19 protein-coding genes are annotated in these 16,809 nt (G+C 42.9%); 4 read left to right on the top strand and 15 right to left on the bottom strand.

What is annotated here, in order from left to right; genetic code table 11:
* Positions 1-55: 55 nt before the first annotated feature.
* The 12 genes from nqrM to AB4238_RS13325 all read right to left on the bottom strand — a co-directional run bounded on the left by nqrM (position 56) and on the right by AB4238_RS13325 (position 10,530).
* Entirely contained in the window at positions 56-277 is a 222-nt protein-coding gene (gene nqrM, locus AB4238_RS13380; protein WP_020911348.1) for a (Na+)-NQR maturation NqrM, read from the bottom strand.
* Between the two features lie 12 nt (positions 278-289).
* Positions 290-1,306, bottom strand: coding sequence for an FAD:protein FMN transferase (locus tag AB4238_RS13375; RefSeq protein WP_372033871.1), 1,017 nt, complete (start codon positions 1,304-1,306; stop codon positions 290-292).
* A 29-nt stretch (positions 1,307-1,335) separates the two neighbouring features.
* Entirely contained in the window at positions 1,336-2,583 is a 1,248-nt protein-coding gene (gene nqrF / locus AB4238_RS13370) for an NADH:ubiquinone reductase (Na(+)-transporting) subunit F (RefSeq protein ID WP_020911346.1), read from the bottom strand.
* A gap of 47 nt (positions 2,584-2,630) precedes the next feature.
* Positions 2,631-3,239, bottom strand: coding sequence for an NADH:ubiquinone reductase (Na(+)-transporting) subunit E (gene nqrE / locus AB4238_RS13365; protein ID WP_012156317.1), 609 nt, complete (start codon positions 3,237-3,239; stop codon positions 2,631-2,633).
* Between the two features lie 5 nt (positions 3,240-3,244).
* Positions 3,245-3,877 carry an NADH:ubiquinone reductase (Na(+)-transporting) subunit D gene (locus AB4238_RS13360; protein ID WP_020911344.1) on the bottom strand — a complete coding sequence of 211 codons (633 nt, stop codon included), beginning with the start codon at positions 3,875-3,877 and terminating at the stop codon, positions 3,245-3,247.
* A complete protein-coding gene (locus AB4238_RS13355; RefSeq protein WP_372033870.1) occupies positions 3,877-4,671 on the bottom strand; it encodes a Na(+)-translocating NADH-quinone reductase subunit C in 795 nt (264 codons plus the stop codon). Before AB4238_RS13355 ends, AB4238_RS13360 begins: the two co-directional genes overlap by 1 nt.
* Positions 4,664-5,866 (bottom strand): NADH:ubiquinone reductase (Na(+)-transporting) subunit B, encoded by a 1,203-nt coding sequence (locus tag AB4238_RS13350; protein ID WP_372033869.1) that lies wholly within the window; start codon positions 5,864-5,866, stop codon positions 4,664-4,666. The genes AB4238_RS13355 and AB4238_RS13350 overlap by 8 nt, the downstream gene beginning before the upstream one ends.
* Positions 5,866-7,200 (bottom strand): Na(+)-translocating NADH-quinone reductase subunit A, encoded by a 1,335-nt coding sequence (locus AB4238_RS13345; RefSeq protein ID WP_372033874.1) that lies wholly within the window; start codon positions 7,198-7,200, stop codon positions 5,866-5,868. Before AB4238_RS13345 ends, AB4238_RS13350 begins: the two co-directional genes overlap by 1 nt.
* Before the next feature lie 652 nt (positions 7,201-7,852).
* A complete protein-coding gene (luxS, locus tag AB4238_RS13340; protein ID WP_372033868.1) occupies positions 7,853-8,362 on the bottom strand; it encodes an S-ribosylhomocysteine lyase in 510 nt (169 codons plus the stop codon).
* Positions 8,363-8,738: 376 nt separating this feature from the next.
* Complete coding sequence (locus AB4238_RS13335; RefSeq protein ID WP_372033867.1) at positions 8,739-9,038, bottom strand: BolA family protein; 300 nt, start codon at positions 9,036-9,038, stop codon at positions 8,739-8,741.
* A 143-nt stretch (positions 9,039-9,181) separates the two neighbouring features.
* On the bottom strand, positions 9,182-9,685 hold the full coding sequence (locus AB4238_RS13330) for an ACT domain-containing protein (protein ID WP_372033866.1): 504 nt from the start codon (positions 9,683-9,685) through the stop codon (positions 9,182-9,184).
* A 179-nt stretch (positions 9,686-9,864) separates the two neighbouring features.
* Positions 9,865-10,530 carry an alpha-ketoglutarate-dependent dioxygenase AlkB gene (locus AB4238_RS13325; RefSeq protein ID WP_372033865.1) on the bottom strand — a complete coding sequence of 222 codons (666 nt, stop codon included), beginning with the start codon at positions 10,528-10,530 and terminating at the stop codon, positions 9,865-9,867.
* A gap of 118 nt (positions 10,531-10,648) precedes the next feature.
* Between AB4238_RS13325 and AB4238_RS13320 the strand changes: the two genes are divergently transcribed.
* On the top strand, positions 10,649-11,902 hold the full coding sequence (locus AB4238_RS13320; RefSeq protein ID WP_372033864.1) for a methyltransferase: 1,254 nt from the start codon (positions 10,649-10,651) through the stop codon (positions 11,900-11,902).
* An 82-nt stretch (positions 11,903-11,984) separates the two neighbouring features.
* On the opposite strand, the gene AB4238_RS13315 is transcribed toward AB4238_RS13320, so the two are convergent.
* The 3 genes from AB4238_RS13315 to AB4238_RS13305 all read right to left on the bottom strand — a co-directional run bounded on the left by AB4238_RS13315 (position 11,985) and on the right by AB4238_RS13305 (position 14,794).
* The gene (locus tag AB4238_RS13315) at positions 11,985-12,914 is read right to left on the bottom strand and encodes a sterol desaturase family protein (RefSeq protein WP_372033873.1); all 930 of its coding nucleotides are present in this window, start codon (positions 12,912-12,914) and stop codon (positions 11,985-11,987) included.
* A 32-nt stretch (positions 12,915-12,946) separates the two neighbouring features.
* Positions 12,947-14,011: a DUF2804 domain-containing protein gene (locus AB4238_RS13310; RefSeq protein ID WP_372033863.1), complete on the bottom strand. Its 1,065-nt coding sequence runs from the start codon at positions 14,009-14,011 to the stop codon at positions 12,947-12,949.
* 219 nt (positions 14,012-14,230) lie between these two features.
* Positions 14,231-14,794 carry a porin family protein gene (locus tag AB4238_RS13305; protein WP_372033862.1) on the bottom strand — a complete coding sequence of 188 codons (564 nt, stop codon included), beginning with the start codon at positions 14,792-14,794 and terminating at the stop codon, positions 14,231-14,233.
* Between the two features lie 224 nt (positions 14,795-15,018).
* Between AB4238_RS13305 and AB4238_RS13300 the strand changes: the two genes are divergently transcribed.
* The 3 genes from AB4238_RS13300 to AB4238_RS13290 all read left to right on the top strand — a co-directional run bounded on the left by AB4238_RS13300 (position 15,019) and on the right by AB4238_RS13290 (position 16,649).
* The gene (locus tag AB4238_RS13300) at positions 15,019-15,612 is read left to right on the top strand and encodes a YajG family lipoprotein (RefSeq protein ID WP_372033861.1); all 594 of its coding nucleotides are present in this window, start codon (positions 15,019-15,021) and stop codon (positions 15,610-15,612) included.
* A gap of 29 nt (positions 15,613-15,641) precedes the next feature.
* Positions 15,642-16,223 carry a peptidylprolyl isomerase gene (locus AB4238_RS13295; protein ID WP_372033872.1) on the top strand — a complete coding sequence of 194 codons (582 nt, stop codon included), beginning with the start codon at positions 15,642-15,644 and terminating at the stop codon, positions 16,221-16,223.
* A gap of 105 nt (positions 16,224-16,328) precedes the next feature.
* Positions 16,329-16,649, top strand: a complete 321-nt coding sequence (locus AB4238_RS13290) for a hypothetical protein (RefSeq protein ID WP_220735998.1) — start codon at positions 16,329-16,331, stop codon at positions 16,647-16,649.
* The last annotated feature ends 160 nt before the right edge of the window (positions 16,650-16,809 follow it).

Raw genomic sequence — 16,809 nt, 5'->3', positions numbered from 1 at the left:
TTAAGTGAACGGCATTACCATAGAAAGGAGCCTTAATAACAGTGCCAATAGCGAGTTAGATGATTCGGTTCTGCTCTAACTTTTCACGACGTTCCTGTTCAGCCATTCTGGCTTTACGCTTGTCACACGGATCATCACAATCACATGCTTTTTCAATTCCCAGTGCGCCTAGACCACCGCAGCTCCCTGCCACCTCTTTTTTCTTAACCAAATAACCGATCGACATTAAGAAGAAAAATGCTAGTAACACGACAAATGCCGCTATAAATGTGCTCATATTCGACTCCAACTACTGAGTAACGAAAGGTTTAAACGCTTCGCTATAGAAAACTTTAAAGCCTTCATCCTGCTTTTCTATTAGCATTATCGCAAGATGCTCACGATTAGCAAGTTCTAGTGATGCCTGCGTACCTAAAACCATCATCGCTGTGGCATAGCCATCAGCTGCCATTGACTCTTTGTGCAGTACTGTCACTGAGGCTAATCGATGATTAATCGGATAACCTGTTCTCGGATCTATAAGATGAGAGAAGCGCTGACCACCCTCTTCATAATAGTTCCGATAGTCACCTGATGTTGCCATCGCCATATTTTTAAGCGATATAATTTGCTGTGCATCGGTCGCAGAGTCACTCGGTTGCTCTATGGCGATAACCCAAAGTGAACCATCGGGTTTAGTGCCTCTTAGGCTAATTTCGCCGCCAATCTCGACTAAGTACCCTTGAGGCTGATACTTATCGAGCAATGCAGCGACTTTATCAACACCAAAACCTTTTGCAATTGATGAGAGATCAACATACAAATCAGGGTTTTGCTTGCTAACTTTATTTCCAGACAAAGATAAGGACTCAATGCCTGTGCGAGCTTTAGCCTCTGCAATCATCTCAGCTGTCGGCACAGTTGTCGGTCTTTTATCTGGACCAAAACCCCAAAGGTTGACTAGTGGCCCTAAAGTAATATCTAACGCACCATCTGTCGTTTTGTAAAGCTCAATCCCTTCAGCAATGACCTTAGCAGTATCTGGCGATACTTCCATCTGTGCATTGCGAGTCATCTGATTGAACAAAGATAACTCAGAATTTGGGCGATAAGTTGACATTTGGTCGTTGACTTTCTCAAGTGCCAGATCAATTTCAGCCTGCAACAATTGAACATCCGGCAGTGACTCACTGCGCACAACTTTAATATGGTAAGTTGTGCCCATAGTGTTACCAGACAGTGAAATTATTTCAGCAGGTTTACCACATCCTGAAATAAAAAAGGCTAACCCAACAAGGGCCAGCCAGTTTACTAAGGTCTTATACATATTGACCTAGATCTCCAATTAGAGAGAGGTTAGCCACCGAAGTCATCGAGTAAGATGTTTTCATCTTCGACACCAAGATCTTTAAGCATGCTAATAACAGCCGCGTTCATCATTGGTGGGCCACACATGTAGAACTCGCAATCTTCTGGCGCTTCATGATCACGTAGGTAGTTTTCGTACAATACGTTATGAATAAAGCCAGTATAGCCGTCCCAATTATCTTCAGGCTGTGGATCAGACAGTGCTACATGCCACTGGAAGTTGTCATTATCTGCCGCTAAGCCATCAAAATCTTCTACATAGAACATTTCACGGCTAGAACGTGCACCATACCAGAAGCTCATCTTACGCTTAGAGTTAAGACGCTTAAGTTGGTCGAAGATATGAGAACGCATTGGCGCCATACCTGCACCACCACCAACAAAGACCATTTCAGCGTCAGTGTCTTTAGCAAAGAACTCACCAAATGGACCAGAGATAGTGACCTTATCACCCGCTTTAAGGCTAAAGATGTACGATGACATCTTACCACAAGGCAGAGATAGGTTACGTGGCGGTGGAGATGCAATACGTACGTTAAGCATGATGATACCTTCCTCTAGAGGATAGTTCGCCATTGAATAAGCACGGATTGTTTCGTCGTCAACTTGAGACTCTAAGTTGAAGAAGCCAAAATGCTCCCAGTCACCACGGTATTCTGCAGGGATATCGTAATCTGCATATTTAACATGGTGCGCAGGTGCTTCAATCTGAATATAACCACCAGCACGGAAAGGTACTGAATCGCCATCTGGAATTTGTAGCTTAAGCTCTTTAATGAAGGTTGCTTTGCTATCGTTAGAGATAACTTCACATTCCCACTTCTTAACACCAAAGATCTCTTCTTCTAGTTCGATCTCCATATCAGCTTTAACATTTACCTGGCAAGATAAACGACAGCCCTCACGAGCCTCACCTTTGCTAATATGATCCATCTCAGTAGGCAGAATGTCCCCACCACCAGATTTAACGTGTACTTTACACTGACCACAAGTACCACCGCCACCACATGCAGACGATACGAAAATACCGCTCTCTGCTAGTGCACCCAGTAGCTTGCCGCCTGCTGCAGTTTTAATTGCTTTATCTGCATCATCATTGATGCCGATTGTGACATCACCGCTTGGTACTAATTTTGATTTGGCAAACAAAATAACCAAAACCAAAACTAATACGATTGCGGTAAACATACTCACACCGAGATAGACATCGATTGGAGTAGATTCAAGAATACCCATTAACTTATCCTTAAAGGTTCAAATTAAGACGTCGTTATGGTGTCTCTTTACAGAGACACACCTGAGAACGACATGAAACCTAGAGCCATCAAACCAGCGGTAACAAAGGTAATACCTAAGCCGCGAAGCCCATCAGGAACATCAGCATATTTCAACTTCTCACGGATACCAGCCAGTAGCACAAGTGCTAATGCCCAACCGATACCAGAACCAATACCAAACACTAAACTCTCACCAAGGTTGTAGTCACGCTCAACCATGAAAGAGACTGCACCGAAAATTGCACAGTTTACAGTGATTAGCGGTAGGAAGATCCCCAATGCGTTATATAGCGGTGGGAAATACTTATCCAATGCCATCTCAAGGATTTGAACCAATGCTGCAATAACACCAATGAAGGTGATGAACTTCAAGAAGCTCAAGTCAGCATCTGGAACACCTGCCCAAGCGAGTGCGCCAGGAGCAAGGATACCTTGATAGATAATTTGGTTAACAGGCACTGAAATTGCCAGTACCACGATAACAGCAACACCTAGACCCATGGCTGTTTTTACTTTCTTCGATACCGCTAAGAAAGTACACATACCAAGGAAAAAGGACAGCGCCATGTTTTCAATGAAAACAGAACGAATTAGTAGACTAATATAATGTTCCATTATGCTTATCCTTTTGCTTCTACTTGCTCTGGCTTCATCACACGAATAATCCAGATCAATGCACCGATCAGGAAGAACGCACTTGGAGGCAGTAGCAATAGGCCGTTAGGCTGATACCAGCCACCGTCTGAAATCTTGCTTAAGATTTCAATGCCGAACAATGAACCGTTACCAAACAGTTCACGAACGAAGCCAACTGACAACAAGATTGCACCGTAGCCTAAACCATTACCCAGACCATCCATGAAGCTCATCATAGGTGGAGTCTTCATCGCGAAAGCCTCTGCTCGGCCCATCACGATACAGTTAGTAATAATCAAACCAACGAATACAGATAGCTGCTTAGCAACATCGTAAGCGTACGCCTGTAGTACTTGGTCAACCACGATTACCAATGAAGCAATAATCGTCATCTGTACAATAATACGAACGCTACTTGGAATGTGATTACGGATCAGTGAAATAAACAGATTCGAAAGCGCACATACGGCAGTCAATGCAATCGTCATTACCAACGCTGTTTCCATTTTGCTGGTAACAGCCAAGGCACTACATACACCCAAGATTTGCAAAGCAATCGGGTTATTGCTGACAATAGGTCCAATTAGAACCGATTTAAGTTCTTTAGCATCAGCCATTAGCTAAGCCCTCCATTGCGAGCTTTTTCGATAAAGCGAGCAAAGCCCTCTTCACCTAACCAGAATGTCAGAGAGTTTTGTACACCGTTACCGGTAAGCGTTGCACCAGACAGTGCGTCAACACCGTACGGAGAAGCGGCTACAACAGGGTTCTTAGTGACGCTAATCGCCAATTCACCCTTTTCATTGTATAGCTTCTTACCATTCCACTTAGCAATCCATTGTGGGTTTTGCACTTCGCCGCCCAGACCTGGTGTTTCACCAGAACCTGTAAAGCTGTAGTACACCAAGCTACGAATTGTATTCAAGTCTGGCTCAACCGCTAAGAACGCAAACATTGTTGACCACAAGCCATAACCTTTAACAGGGATAATCACTGTTTGTAGTTGCTTGTTATCATCATGCACTAAGTAAACTACCGCGTTATTTGCGACACGTTTAACAGATGCGATGTCGTTTTCTGGCACAAATGATGTTGCCGGAGTGCGTGCTGCCTTTTCGGTATCAAAAGAGTCAGCGTCGCCAGCAACAAACTCACCAGTTTTCAGGTCAACGAGTTTAGCTTCAACATACTTATTGTAAGTTTCTAGTACTTCAGCTTTTTCAACTTTGCCTTCTCTGGTATTGATAAGGCCAGCAGCTTCAAGAATGTACTTTTGCTTATCGAGTAACTTGTTCTCTTGCTGAGTTGGTTTCAATAATACTGCTGCCGTCGAAACGAACATAGAGCAAATGAAACACAAGCCAACAACAACAAATAGTGTTCTTCCGAACGAATCTTTATTACTAGCCACGAGCAATCCTCCGCTTGATATTCGACTGAACCACGAAATGGTCAAATAATGGAGCAAATAGGTTAGCGAACAAGATGGCCAACATCATGCCTTCAGGGAAAGCAGGGTTGATAACACGAATGAAGACTGCCATAGCACCGATTAAGATACCATAAGCCCATTTCGCATTATTAGTGAAAGACGCTGAAACAGGGTCTGTCGCCATAAACATCATACCGAACGCGAAGCCACCTAACACGAGATGCCAATACCAAGGCATAGCAAACATTGGGTTAGTGTCACTACCAATAAAGTTCAGTAGCAGTGAAACAGCAATCATACCTGCCATCACACCACCCACGATGCGCCATGAAGCGATACGGGTATAGATGATAACCGCGCCACCAATCAAGATAGCTAAGGTAGAAACTTCACCTACAGAACCAGGAATGAAACCAAAGAATGCATCCCACCAGTTCTGAGTCAATCCGTACTCTAATGTGCCCTGTGCCGCTTGGCTCAATGCTGTCGCACCAGAGAACCCGTCAGCCACTACCCAAGTAGTATCACCTGACATATTCAATGGGTAAGCGAAGAATAGGAATGCACGACCAGCAAGCGCTGGGTTCAAGAAGTTACGACCTGTACCACCAAATATCTCTTTCGCAACAACCACACCGAAGGTAATACCCAGTGCAACCATCCACAAAGGAATTGTTGCTGGTAGTGTTAATGCAAAAAGGATAGAGGTAACAAAGAAACCTTCGTTAACTTCATGTCCACGTACGGATGCAAATAGCACTTCCCAAATACCACCGACAGCGAATGTCACTGCGTATATGGGCAAGAACCAACAGGCGCCATACCACATTAACGCGGCAATACCTGAGTCTGCAGTCAGCTCAGTACCAAACATACCGAACAAAGCAACCTGCCATGTATCTGGTGTTGCAAGGCCTTGCAGAACTAGCGCGTCTTGTGCTTGTAATCCAACGTTGTACATACCTACGAACATCGCAGGGAATGCACATGCCCAAACCGTAATCATCATACGCTTTAGGTCCAAGTTATCACGAACGTGGGTACGACCTTTGTTCACATGACCTGGAGTATAAAAGACAGTATATGCAGCTTCAAAAAGCGCATAAAACTTCTCATATTTACCGCCTTTTTCAAACTGCGGTTCAATATTTTCGAAAAACTGTTTTAAGCCCATTAGCCTTCCCTCACGATCGTATCTAAACAGTCACGTAGATATGACGCATAGTCATACTTACCAGGACATACGAAAGTACACAGTGCCAAATCTTCTTCATCCAACTCCAATGCACCTAATGTTGCAGCGCCATCGTAGTCACCAGAAACAAGGTCACGTAATAGCATCGTTGGGAGAATATCTAGCGGCATCACACGCTCATAGTTACCAATTGGTACCATTGCACGATCTGAACCACCGGTGCTCGTAGTCATACTAAACAGACGAGAAGATGAAAGGTGTCCTAGGAATGCACGAGTAATTGAGAACTTATCGCTTCCAGGCATAGCCCAACCGAACAGCTCTTTTTCAGTGCCTTCTTCTAATAAGCTAACTTGGTTATGGTAACGACCAAGGTAAGCATGAGGACCGATAGCATTACGTCCATTCAAAACTGAGCCAGAGATAACACGAACATTACCTTCACCAGCTTCATTTTGAGTCAACTCTGCCATTGCTGCGCCGACCACAGTTCGAACTAATCGAGGCTTAACCGCTTTAGGGCCTGCTACAGATACAACACGTTGAGTATTAAGCTCACCCGTTGTAAATAGCTGACCTATCGCGATCACGTCTTGATAGTTGATATGCCAAACAGTTCTGTTAGCAGAAGCAGATAATAGGAAGTGAATATGCGTACCTGGTAAGCCTGCAGGGTGTACCCCAGCAAACTCTTCAACTTGAGCATTTGCACTCGGGATATCAGCGCCAGGAGCCTTACAAAGGTAAACTTTACCTTCGGTTAACTTTGAAAGCAGCTTTAAGCCAGTTTCAAAGTCAGCTTTATGCTCTGCAATCACTACAACAGGATCTGCTGCAAGTGGTTGAGTATCTATAGCGGTGACAAAAATACCGGCGGCGGTAGAATCTACTGCGGGTACTTTACTGAAAGGACGCGTTCGCAGAGCCGTCCACAATCCTGATTCGATCAGGTTGTCACGAACTTGCTGAGTTTCAACTGATTCTATTGCAGTGGCGTCATACTTAGCAAAAGAGATGCTTTCATCCCCTTCGACATTAATAACAACAGACTGCAGAACACGTTGAGCGCCCCGGTTAACTTCGGAAATTGTGCCACTGGCTAAAGCAGTATATTTCACGCCCAAATTCTTTTTATCTTCAAAAAGAACCTGACCTTTTTTAACTTTATCCCCTACCTTTATTTTCATGGTAGGACGTAAGCCAATATACTCTTCACCCAAAGTAGCTACGTGGTTGATGGCCGGGCCATCATGGATAACTTGCTCTGGCCCACCGACTAGGGGTAGGTCCAATCCTTTCTTTATTGTAATCATATCCACAAGCACTACGTTATGAAGGAAAGACAATGCGCCGCGTTCCTGCTAAACACACAAGTTTTAAACAAACCTTTTTTTTCGTGTTGAGCTAGCGCAGATTTATCGCCGAAATGCGATCGCAATCACGCTGGTCGCGCGCATTTTACCCCAAATATCACAAGGTCGCCATGAAAAATGTGGGTGTTTTAAAAGGTTACCGACGTTTTAATAACAAACAGCCCGAATTGATTAAGTTTTTAAGTTTTAAATAACCTAGAACAATCTAACAATAGCTATATTTATAAGTTAGTTAGGAATAGGTCAGCTATTATTACCAATGTGACATTAGAATTAAATTAATAAGAGTCAGCTTGAATTCGAGTGTTGGATATTTGAACAGCACATTTTTACTGACTTCGTCAATATGACTAAAGAATCAGGTAATTGCAGTACGGGATCAGAGTCTTCTAACTAAGTTATTTGATTTTAATGCTAGCTAAGTCGCTTAAATATATCGTAAATACTTTGCTAAAATGCAAGTAACTAAGCTTTGATACTCATTGAGATGTGAGTGACGTAAAACATAATGTCAGTTACAAAGGTTGCGACTGCTAGAAAATAAAAAAGCAGCCTTAGCCGCTTTTTATTTGCTATTAGCACATCAGCGTCACTACAGACCGTTTAAGATCTCATCGCTCAAAGTAAGCTCATCGTTACGGTTCACATTTATACCTGCAGAGATGATGCTACGCGCAATCTCTTTTGCTTGTTCAAGAGAGTGCATCTCGTAAGTACCACACTGGTACTCATTCAGCTCAGGAATTTCTGATTGCTCAACCACAGCTAACACATCTTGCATCGCGGCCAACCAAGCATCGGCTACAACTGACTCTGAGGGTGTGCCAATTAAGCTCATGTAAAAGCCTGTACGACAACCCATTGGTGAAATATCAATGATCTCAACAGTATCGCCATTAAGATGATCACGCATGAAGCCAGCAAAAAGGTGCTCAAGCGTATGAATGCCTCTTTCACTTAATATCTGTTTATTGGGTACGCAAAAACGCAGATCAAACACTGTTATTGTATCACCCTTAGGGGTAGACATAGACTTGGCAACACGAACAGCGGGGGCATTCATTCGAGTGTGGTCAACGGTAAAGCTATCTAATAACGGCATAATTAGTCTCCAATTGCGCTTTCTAATTGAGCATAGGGTAAGTTACAGTCTAAAGAGGCTGTAAGTCATTTTTATTATAATCAGAGATATTTACCCAGCCCCGCCTTGGAGTCAACATCAGCGTCATAAACTTTTTTCAATGACTTATCATCTATATTTATAAGCAAATAAATCATACAAAAATATATTTCACAGAAACTTCGCAAACTATCAGCTTTAAAGTAGGCTATACAGCAATATATGAATTGCAGATTGTGTTTAAAACAGCTTTAAAGTAACGCATTAATTCGCTATACGTCAGCCATGACTTATTGGACGTAAAACGAAAAAATCACAGCAATGCTGTGATTTTTTAGTACTCGCGTTGCGAATGCTTCTAGCCTTTACATTTAGGCGATGCAGGCACTGCAGACTCTTTTGCCCACTCTTCTGGGGTAAAGGTATGCATAGACAGTGCATGTAACCCTTGAGAAAACTCTTCAGCAAGCGCCTCATTAACTGCACGATGACGACCTATAAGGCGTTTACCATCGAATTGGCTACTGCTAATAATCACTTTAAAGTGAGTTTCTGAGTTTGGCGGTACATGATGATTATGACTTTCATTAATCACTTCTAAATGTGACGGTGAAAGTGCGGCGGTGAGTTTTTCGGTAATGATCTTTTCTACTGACATAACGATGTTCTCAAATGGCATAAATCCGATTGCGGCAGGTTACTGCCAAGAACCCAAAAGGTCAACTGTCGGCAAAATTACTGAGGCTGCCCACCACTAAAATATAAGTTATCATCAGGCATACAATTGCTAATGACCCAAATTTAAATAACACTTGCTCTTAAGCCTTCTGACACGCCTTCCAATAACTCCAGCACACTGGCATTGCTGACCTCTATAGGCAGTAAAACGGTCAACTTTGAGGTAAACATTGTTTCGCCAATCACTGAAACATGGACACGATTAAACTCCATATGTTCGATAGCAAGGTCTAAATTGACTAACACATCAACAATATCTCGAGTCAGTCCCGGACGATCCTTGCAATCAACATTAAAGTTAACTGCCCTTAAATTATGTAGCTCGGCGCAATCAGACGCCTCGAACATCAAATTAAGTTTAGGAAACTGGCTTTTGAGCATTAGCTTTAACGGTTCAGCCTTTTCCTCTTCAATTGCTATCTTTAACAATGCCGCAAAATGATGATCAACTTTAATCACTTTACTGGTTATCCATTCGCCGCCGGATTCACGGGTCTGCTGCGCAAGCGCTTTAATCACGCCAGGAGTCACTTCGCCCAGCACGGTTGCTATATACATCTTTTTCATTGAAAACTCCTAACTGCAGCTAAAGCTTGAATGGAAAATTGTTGGCAAGTCAGCTATCTAGCACAGCAGAAAACACCCACTATGACAATCAGCCCTCTCGCGGCTATATCCAGCATAGAGTAAATATTTACCGTAAAGTGCGAACTGGATAACAAAATCGAGCAAATTAGCATCACAAATCAAGATGCATGAAAGCCGACTATCAACTTTCTAAAAGTATAGTTAATTCTCGTTTGTTTCACTCGCATTCGCTTAGGCAGTGCATGCTCCCAGTGCTGTTGCATTGGCCAGTGCATAATCAATAGATCGCCACTATTTAAAGTTAGTACTGTTTTTTCTTTAGTCAGTTTATGCCGAATAAAAAAATCTCGGCTAGCACCTATGGTTACCGAAGCAATATCACTACCGAGCTCAATCTCTTTTTCATCATCACTGTGCCAGCCCATCGATTCAGTACCATCACGATAGCAGTTAACGAGTACACCGTTACTCACTAATGAATAATCTCGCATAAGCTTGAGCCTTAGCTTCTCGGCATATTTCGGCCAAGGCAGTGACTCAATAAAAAGTCCTGAGTAGTAATAATCGCAACCTTGATCGGCAAACCAAACTTGGCTACGTGGTATCGGATGGCTTTTACCATAAACGGTTAGTTCTGGGCGTGTCATTGGGTAGTTCTCAGCTTCAATTAACAAAGCCTGCTGCTGTACTTGATTGAGATAGCCCCTTATTAATGTGTAGGGCATAGCAGCTTCATTGGCGGCTAACTCCTCCGGCATTTGATTTTTACTCGCACTTGGCTGCAGAGGCGTCTGCTCATCAAAACCAAAGCCTTTTTGCTTCATGCTCCCTCTCCTCTTCTACTCACTAAATCATTAACTGTGTTGCTATCGATCTAACATATACCTAAGATCATAAATCTGCGATAATACCCGCCCTCTTTTATTTGGTACTTATTGGCTTATGACAACACAATTTTCAGTATCGGGTATTGAACTCGAACTCTTCCGTTACCCTAGCAGACAAGAGTCGAATCTGCAGGCATGGGACGCTGCTGATGAGCACCTGATAAAACACTTAGTCGATAATGAGCAGAAAGCCGTTAATAGTGCCATTATAAACGATAGCTTTGGTGCGTTAACCGCGGGCTTGTTATCAATCGCTGCAGACTGGCCGCTTACGCTTGAAACTGATGCTAAAACCAGTTTGTTAGGCACAACTCAAAACTTAACCCGTAATCAGCTGAACGACGCTAGCCTTAGCTGGGTTAATAGCCGTGATGAATTGCCACAAGGTATCGAGCTGGTATTGATGAAACTGCCTAAGAACCTTAATTACTTTAGCCACCAGCTAAAGAGATTATCGCAAGTTTTACCCGCTGGAACACCAGTGTTGATTGGCGCTAAAGCTAAATCAATCAATAAATCACTGCTTGAAACCATCGCTCGTCATCTGGGAGAAGCTAGTGCAAGCTTAACTTGGAAGAAAACCCGAGTGATTACCTGTATCGCAGATGGTAAGCCGCGCCCATTACCGACAACCACCAATTGGTTAGTCCCTGAGTGTAATTTGCAAATCACCAACCTAAGTAATGTATTTGCCGCGAATAAGCTTGATATTGGCGCCCGCATCATGCTCGATAACATGCCAAAAGGTGAGTTTAAATCAATCGTCGATTTGGGCTGTGGTAACGGAATTTTAGGTCTGCATGCCAAACAATGCTTCCCAGAAGCTTATATCCACTTTATTGATGATTCTGAAATGGCAGTTGCTTCAGCAAAAGACAACTGGACGCTTAACAAGCTAGATAACCCTGAACTTGTCGGTGAACAAGCCACTTTTGCGTGGGATGATTGTTTAACCCATATGAATGAAGGCTTCCGTCCAGATCTGATACTGTGCAACCCGCCCTTTCACCAAGGTGAAGCGATTACCGACCATATTGCCTGGCAGATGTTCCTTGATGCATTTAGGCGCTTAAAGAATGGTGGGATTTTGCATGTTGTGGGCAATCGTCATTTGGCTTATCACATTAAGCTACAGCGTATTTTCAAAAACTGTACGACGGTAGCGTCAAATGGAAAATTTGTGATTTTACAAGCGCAAAAAATCAGTAAAAAAGCCCAAGAGCCCGAAGCTAACGCCGACACAGCAATAGAACAGGCATCTGAAGCGCCGCATCCGCAAAGTGCGTTATACGGCAAGCCAAACAGTTAAATACATACCAAGCTACAAGATGTAAAACGGTGAGACATTAGCTCACCGTTTTCATTTGTGGTTAACAATCGATATCAACTAGCTACTTCACTTCAGCCACGCCTTTTGAGTTATCACTTGCAGAACCATCACCAACTGTAGCCTGCGGATTAGATTGAACCTCAGCAGTTGCAGGTGGTGCAAACAAGGTTTTACAGCGCTGTTTAACCGAACGATTAGGCGCAAAAAGCTCGCTAAACATGTCGCGCCATTCGGTAAAGGTCACCACTAAAGGATTAAAGCTGTTGATAGGTTTGGTTATACCGTATTCAACTGTTTCGACTTCCTTTTCAAATGTGCCAAACATACGGTCCCAAATAATAAGAATCCCGGCATAGTTTTTATCGATATATTGCGGATTACGACCATGATGTACTCGATGGTGAGACGGCGTATTAATCACCCACTCTAAGATCCCTAGGGATTTGACCGCTTGAGTATGGACAAAGAACTGCAGGCCAAGATTGAGCAGTACCACAAACACTACCCAGTTAGGATCGAAACCTACAACTACCAGCGGTAACCAGAAAATCCACATCCCCGCTAATGGGTACATTAAGCTTTGTCTAAATGCGGTACTAAAATTCATGTTCTCTGAGCTATGATGTGCAACATGTGCCGCCCACATCCAACGGATGCGATGACTCGCTCGATGGAACCAGTAGTAACAAAAGTCCTGTGCAACCATGAGTGCCACAAAAGTGGCTGCATTCATCTCAATATCAAATAGGCGCCAACCGAAAAATATCAGATACAACTTAGCAATAAGCAAGCCGGTAACAATATCGGTTAATTGATGCATCGCCGCTAAGCCAAAGTTGCACATCACTTCAGGCAAGTGATAACGGGCATTAAGTGGCAGCCTATTTTGCCTATCTCCAATATACCATTCCAACAAAATACAGACGAAAAAGATTGGCGCGAGCACCAAAAGTAGTACTTCCGGGTGTGAAATCAGTGAATTAAAATCCATCTTATTATCCATTTCCTTTTAATCCTTTATCATTACCAACGAGCAAAGTGATCTTCAGTTAAGCCCAATACATTATCTAACTGATGCCTATTACCTAGATTATCAATGACATAGCCGCTGTAATGGCCTAAATACTGCCTAAAGTTACTCTTTATCAACCAAAGGTTCAGTTTTTCCTGGCGGCAGTTAAGCGGGGTAAAGTTGAGTTCAACTTGGCCATTGTCGGAATAGATCCGCCAACAACTTGCTTGCTGATTTTTTGTTATTTGGCGAGTGAAATCAAAATGAACCGCTCCCTGTAAATGCCGCTCACCATCAATCCAAAAGGCATTTTCATTACAGCCTGTCTCATTCACTCCCGCCGCAAGATTTAACCCAATACTGCCTGTGTCTGTTAGCGCATTAATACTTGCCCAGCGCCAACTGGTTTCCCGGCGCATAAAACCTGCGCTGAAATCATAGCCAGCTGTAACTCTTTGCAAGGGTTGTGGTTCGTGATTAATCACCAGCTTACCTTTTACCGTTAACGCATTATGTTTTTGAGTGTAAGTCCAGCCGCTGTACCCCGTTGGATTACACATAGCCATGGGCAAACTCAATGGCTCTGGTTGTAAAATCAGATCAGCGTCTATACCAAGGGTATTGAGCTTTACTCGCCACAGCCCCTGCTCAATATCAAACTGGATCTCGCCTTTTGCGCCTTTGATGCCGGCATTTCCTTGCATCGGAGATTCGGACATTTGATATCCCATACCCAACGGTTTAAGCCAGCTAGCTTCAATTAAGCTATTTTTCTTAATGTCATACAGATAACAAAATGCACTACCGACATAACGAATATCAGCCAATGCGACCCCGATGACATAATGAGGAGTCACAATACTGGCAAATTGAAACTGTTTATAGTCGAATCGATTTGCCCAGCTTGAAGCAGGTTTATCCATCTCATCAAAGTAGCGAAATTTATCTACACTAAGCTTTGCAACTGGACCATCAAAATGTCCAAAAACTGGCTGACCAGTATCATCAATAAGAGACTGTGGCGCCGCTAAACTTGTCAATATTTTAGGCGTCCATGGCACGCTATTTGAAGACATTAATAGACCATCCCTCTGAATACATTTGACCTTTTACTCTAACTGGAACTGACGTAGGTTAAAAGCAATTAGCGCATTTTTTGTTATCGAACTGTAAAGGAATACCATTTAACGATAAAGCTGGATACTGGGAAGTAAGTGTAAGATGGAAGGCGTTCTAGAAAAGGTATTCATGTGACGCCTTTAGTAAAGGCGTCACATCCTGCTCAACTGAGCTTGCTAAAATTGATAGCTTATACCGAAGTTTAAGTTCTGCGCAGTTAGTTGCTGAACTGGGATATATTGGTACTCAATGTTCATGCCAAAGCCTGAGTGAAATCGTACTTCCCAACCGACAGCAGTGTACAGGTCTTGGTCGCTTTCACTCTCATGAGTGAATTCGCCACTAGAAAATGGACGACCTTGATCATAGCTAAGTTCATTCGCACTCACACCTAACTTGGCATATAAGCGGTTTCTTTCTGACAACATATATTGACCATAAAGCGCGGCTCTAAAACCGGAATATTCGACATTCTTAATACCAGTAAAAATGCTTGTAAACGCTGAGGCTATTCCAGCATCTCCAGCAAAGTAGCCCGCTTCAATACCAAAGTTATCGTGCCACATATAGCGATAGTAGATATCATAAACAAAGTTATCACCATCACCTGAGTCATCATCCGCTAACCCATCAAAATCATTAAAACCATAGCCCACACTACCGCCAACAACATGTTCACCTTGAGCGGCCATAGCACCGCAACTCAATAACCCGGCTACAACGAGTGTTAAAATACGCATATTGATTCCCTTAATACACTTTTATAAAATTAGTGCAATCCACTAATTCATTAATAAATAAACAGTTCAGTTACACTGCGCTTGCATCATATATCGATATTTACAACAGAATCCACCAAAAATTCAGTCTAAAGTGCTAACGCATCAAAAGTCATCTCAACTGTGGAATTCAGATCCTGTTCTGGTATGCTGATGCCATCTAACTTTTGACAAAAACAGTGACAATGAAACCTCTCATTTTAGTGATAGCCGCGGCATTTACCGTTATCGGTTGTGCCAGTCAGGCACCAACTCATATTGCATTAAACCCAGAAGTTCCAAATATTAACCAGCAAACAGATATTGAACTGCCTATCGCGATAGACACTATCGATACACGTTCAGCCAATTTTATTGTCAGGTTTAATGATGGCGACAATGCTGCTCGCCTAGTGAGCCCGAGTGAGGCACCGCGGGTGCAGATGGATCAAGTATTTAGGGATGGGTTTTCACAAGCAGGTTACCGCGTCGATCCGAGTTCAGTAAAACACCTGCAGATCCAGCTAGAACAGTTACTCACCGACGTTGATGAAGGCACCTTTGGCTTTGAAGCAAATAGCCAGATTGTTATCAATGTAATAGCACAAAATACCAATCAGTCGTTGACCAAGCGCTACCGTGCAAAAGGTTTGTTGAAAGGACCATTCAGTGCCGACTTCGCCACACTAGAACTTGAAATGAACAAGTTACTTGGTGAACTGACACACGATATTATTAACGACCCTGAGCTAAATCAGTTCATTCAGCAAGTAACAACCACTACCTGGCCATTAAATTAATACAGAAAAGGAAGATTATGAAATCTTGGATGATAAAATGTATTAGCCTAGTCGCAATACTACTCACACCGTTTGCCAATGCGGTTGATATTCAGCCCAATACGCTTTACCCACAAGTTGAATTTGATACTAGCATGGGAAAAATTGTGGTTGAGCTCGACAGAACTAGAGCACCGCTTACCGTTGATAACTTTCTTACTTATGTCGTGAAAGGTCACTACGACAATACTCTATTTCACCGCGTTATTGCAGATTTCGTTGTACAAGGCGGTGGTTTAGATTTAGAAAAAGAGGAACGACCAACGGGCGAGCCTATCGTCAATGAATCTGGAAATGGCCTATCTAATCTTACTGGTACTATTGCTATGGCACGAGAAAATGAGCCCCATAGCGCCACCAGCCAGTTTTACTTCAACGTGGTCGATAATGAAAAGTTAGACCCTTCATCTCGCCGCTGGGGCTACGCAGTATTTGGCGAAGTCACTTCAGGGATGGAAGTATTAACCGCAATGGCTTTAGTGCCAACAGAGTTTAATACCAAGCTCGAATGGCCCGACTTTCCTGTTGAAGATATCATCCTTAAGCGGGCTAAATTATTACCTAGGAACTAATTAACAAACTCCTTATGGATATTTTATAAATCATTCAAAAATATTGAGCAAAAAATCTAAAAGTCGTTATATACTGATATTGCTAAAGCAAAAGGAGGCGGTTCAATGACACCAAACCAGTTCATTGATGATAAAGCGCCCCAGCTGGCTTTCTACGGAAAAGCGTTTTTAAGTAATCAACTCGATTTCAATGAAATCCAGCTATATCTATGGGACACCCTAGAAGAATGGCAGATGTATGACCATCAGGGTGATGCGCAAACGGATATGGAACGTGTGTTTTGGCACCTACTGCATTCCTTCGATAGATGGCCCAGCTGGGCAATCAGAGGTAATCAGTTCTTGAGGCAACAGGTAGACGACTGTTGCGACTACCTAAGTATTGGCGGTCAAATACCTCAAGGATGTGTAGGGATCAGGCCTTAGTTCTTATCTAAAGCTAAAACTAAAAGCTACACCCCAAGCCCAAACCTATCCGGTTTGGGCTTTTTAGTGGGCTAAATCTATTCACCATCGTACAATTTGCCCTCCACACCAGTATCAATGAATAGTTAGCGAGTTAGAACTGTATTATACCAATTGCATT

It is taken from the genome of Shewanella sp. 10N.286.45.A1 (assembly GCF_041470405.1).
Taxonomy (GTDB): Bacteria; Pseudomonadota; Gammaproteobacteria; order Enterobacterales; family Shewanellaceae; genus Shewanella.
Note: the sequence above shows the minus strand (reverse complement) of the source record. Positions and strands in the feature narration are given on the sequence as shown.

What these genes read in the sequence shown, in the direction of transcription:
- nqrM (WP_020911348.1), bottom strand. Translation starts at nt 277, where the DNA reads ATGAGCACATTTATAGCGGCATTTGTCGTGTTACTAGCATTTTTCTTC.
- AB4238_RS13375 (WP_372033871.1), bottom strand. Translation starts at nt 1,306, where the DNA reads ATGTATAAGACCTTAGTAAACTGGCTGGCCCTTGTTGGGTTAGCCTTT.
- nqrF (WP_020911346.1), bottom strand. Translation starts at nt 2,583, where the DNA reads ATGGGTATTCTTGAATCTACTCCAATCGATGTCTATCTCGGTGTGAGT.
- nqrE (WP_012156317.1), bottom strand. Translation starts at nt 3,239, where the DNA reads ATGGAACATTATATTAGTCTACTAATTCGTTCTGTTTTCATTGAAAAC.
- AB4238_RS13360 (WP_020911344.1), bottom strand. Translation starts at nt 3,877, where the DNA reads ATGGCTGATGCTAAAGAACTTAAATCGGTTCTAATTGGACCTATTGTC.
- AB4238_RS13350 (WP_372033869.1), bottom strand. Translation starts at nt 5,866, where the DNA reads ATGGGCTTAAAACAGTTTTTCGAAAATATTGAACCGCAGTTTGAAAAA.
- AB4238_RS13345 (WP_372033874.1), bottom strand. Translation starts at nt 7,200, where the DNA reads ATGATTACAATAAAGAAAGGATTGGACCTACCCCTAGTCGGTGGGCCA.
- luxS (WP_372033868.1), bottom strand. Translation starts at nt 8,362, where the DNA reads ATGCCGTTATTAGATAGCTTTACCGTTGACCACACTCGAATGAATGCC.
- AB4238_RS13335 (WP_372033867.1), bottom strand. Translation starts at nt 9,038, where the DNA reads ATGTCAGTAGAAAAGATCATTACCGAAAAACTCACCGCCGCACTTTCA.
- AB4238_RS13330 (WP_372033866.1), bottom strand. Translation starts at nt 9,685, where the DNA reads ATGAAAAAGATGTATATAGCAACCGTGCTGGGCGAAGTGACTCCTGGC.
- AB4238_RS13325 (WP_372033865.1), bottom strand. Translation starts at nt 10,530, where the DNA reads ATGAAGCAAAAAGGCTTTGGTTTTGATGAGCAGACGCCTCTGCAGCCA.
- AB4238_RS13320 (WP_372033864.1), top strand. Translation starts at nt 10,649, where the DNA reads ATGACAACACAATTTTCAGTATCGGGTATTGAACTCGAACTCTTCCGT.
- AB4238_RS13315 (WP_372033873.1), bottom strand. Translation starts at nt 12,914, where the DNA reads ATGGATTTTAATTCACTGATTTCACACCCGGAAGTACTACTTTTGGTG.
- AB4238_RS13310 (WP_372033863.1), bottom strand. Translation starts at nt 14,011, where the DNA reads ATGTCTTCAAATAGCGTGCCATGGACGCCTAAAATATTGACAAGTTTA.
- AB4238_RS13305 (WP_372033862.1), bottom strand. Translation starts at nt 14,794, where the DNA reads ATGCGTATTTTAACACTCGTTGTAGCCGGGTTATTGAGTTGCGGTGCT.
- AB4238_RS13300 (WP_372033861.1), top strand. Translation starts at nt 15,019, where the DNA reads ATGAAACCTCTCATTTTAGTGATAGCCGCGGCATTTACCGTTATCGGT.
- AB4238_RS13295 (WP_372033872.1), top strand. Translation starts at nt 15,642, where the DNA reads ATGATAAAATGTATTAGCCTAGTCGCAATACTACTCACACCGTTTGCC.
- AB4238_RS13290 (WP_220735998.1), top strand. Translation starts at nt 16,329, where the DNA reads ATGACACCAAACCAGTTCATTGATGATAAAGCGCCCCAGCTGGCTTTC.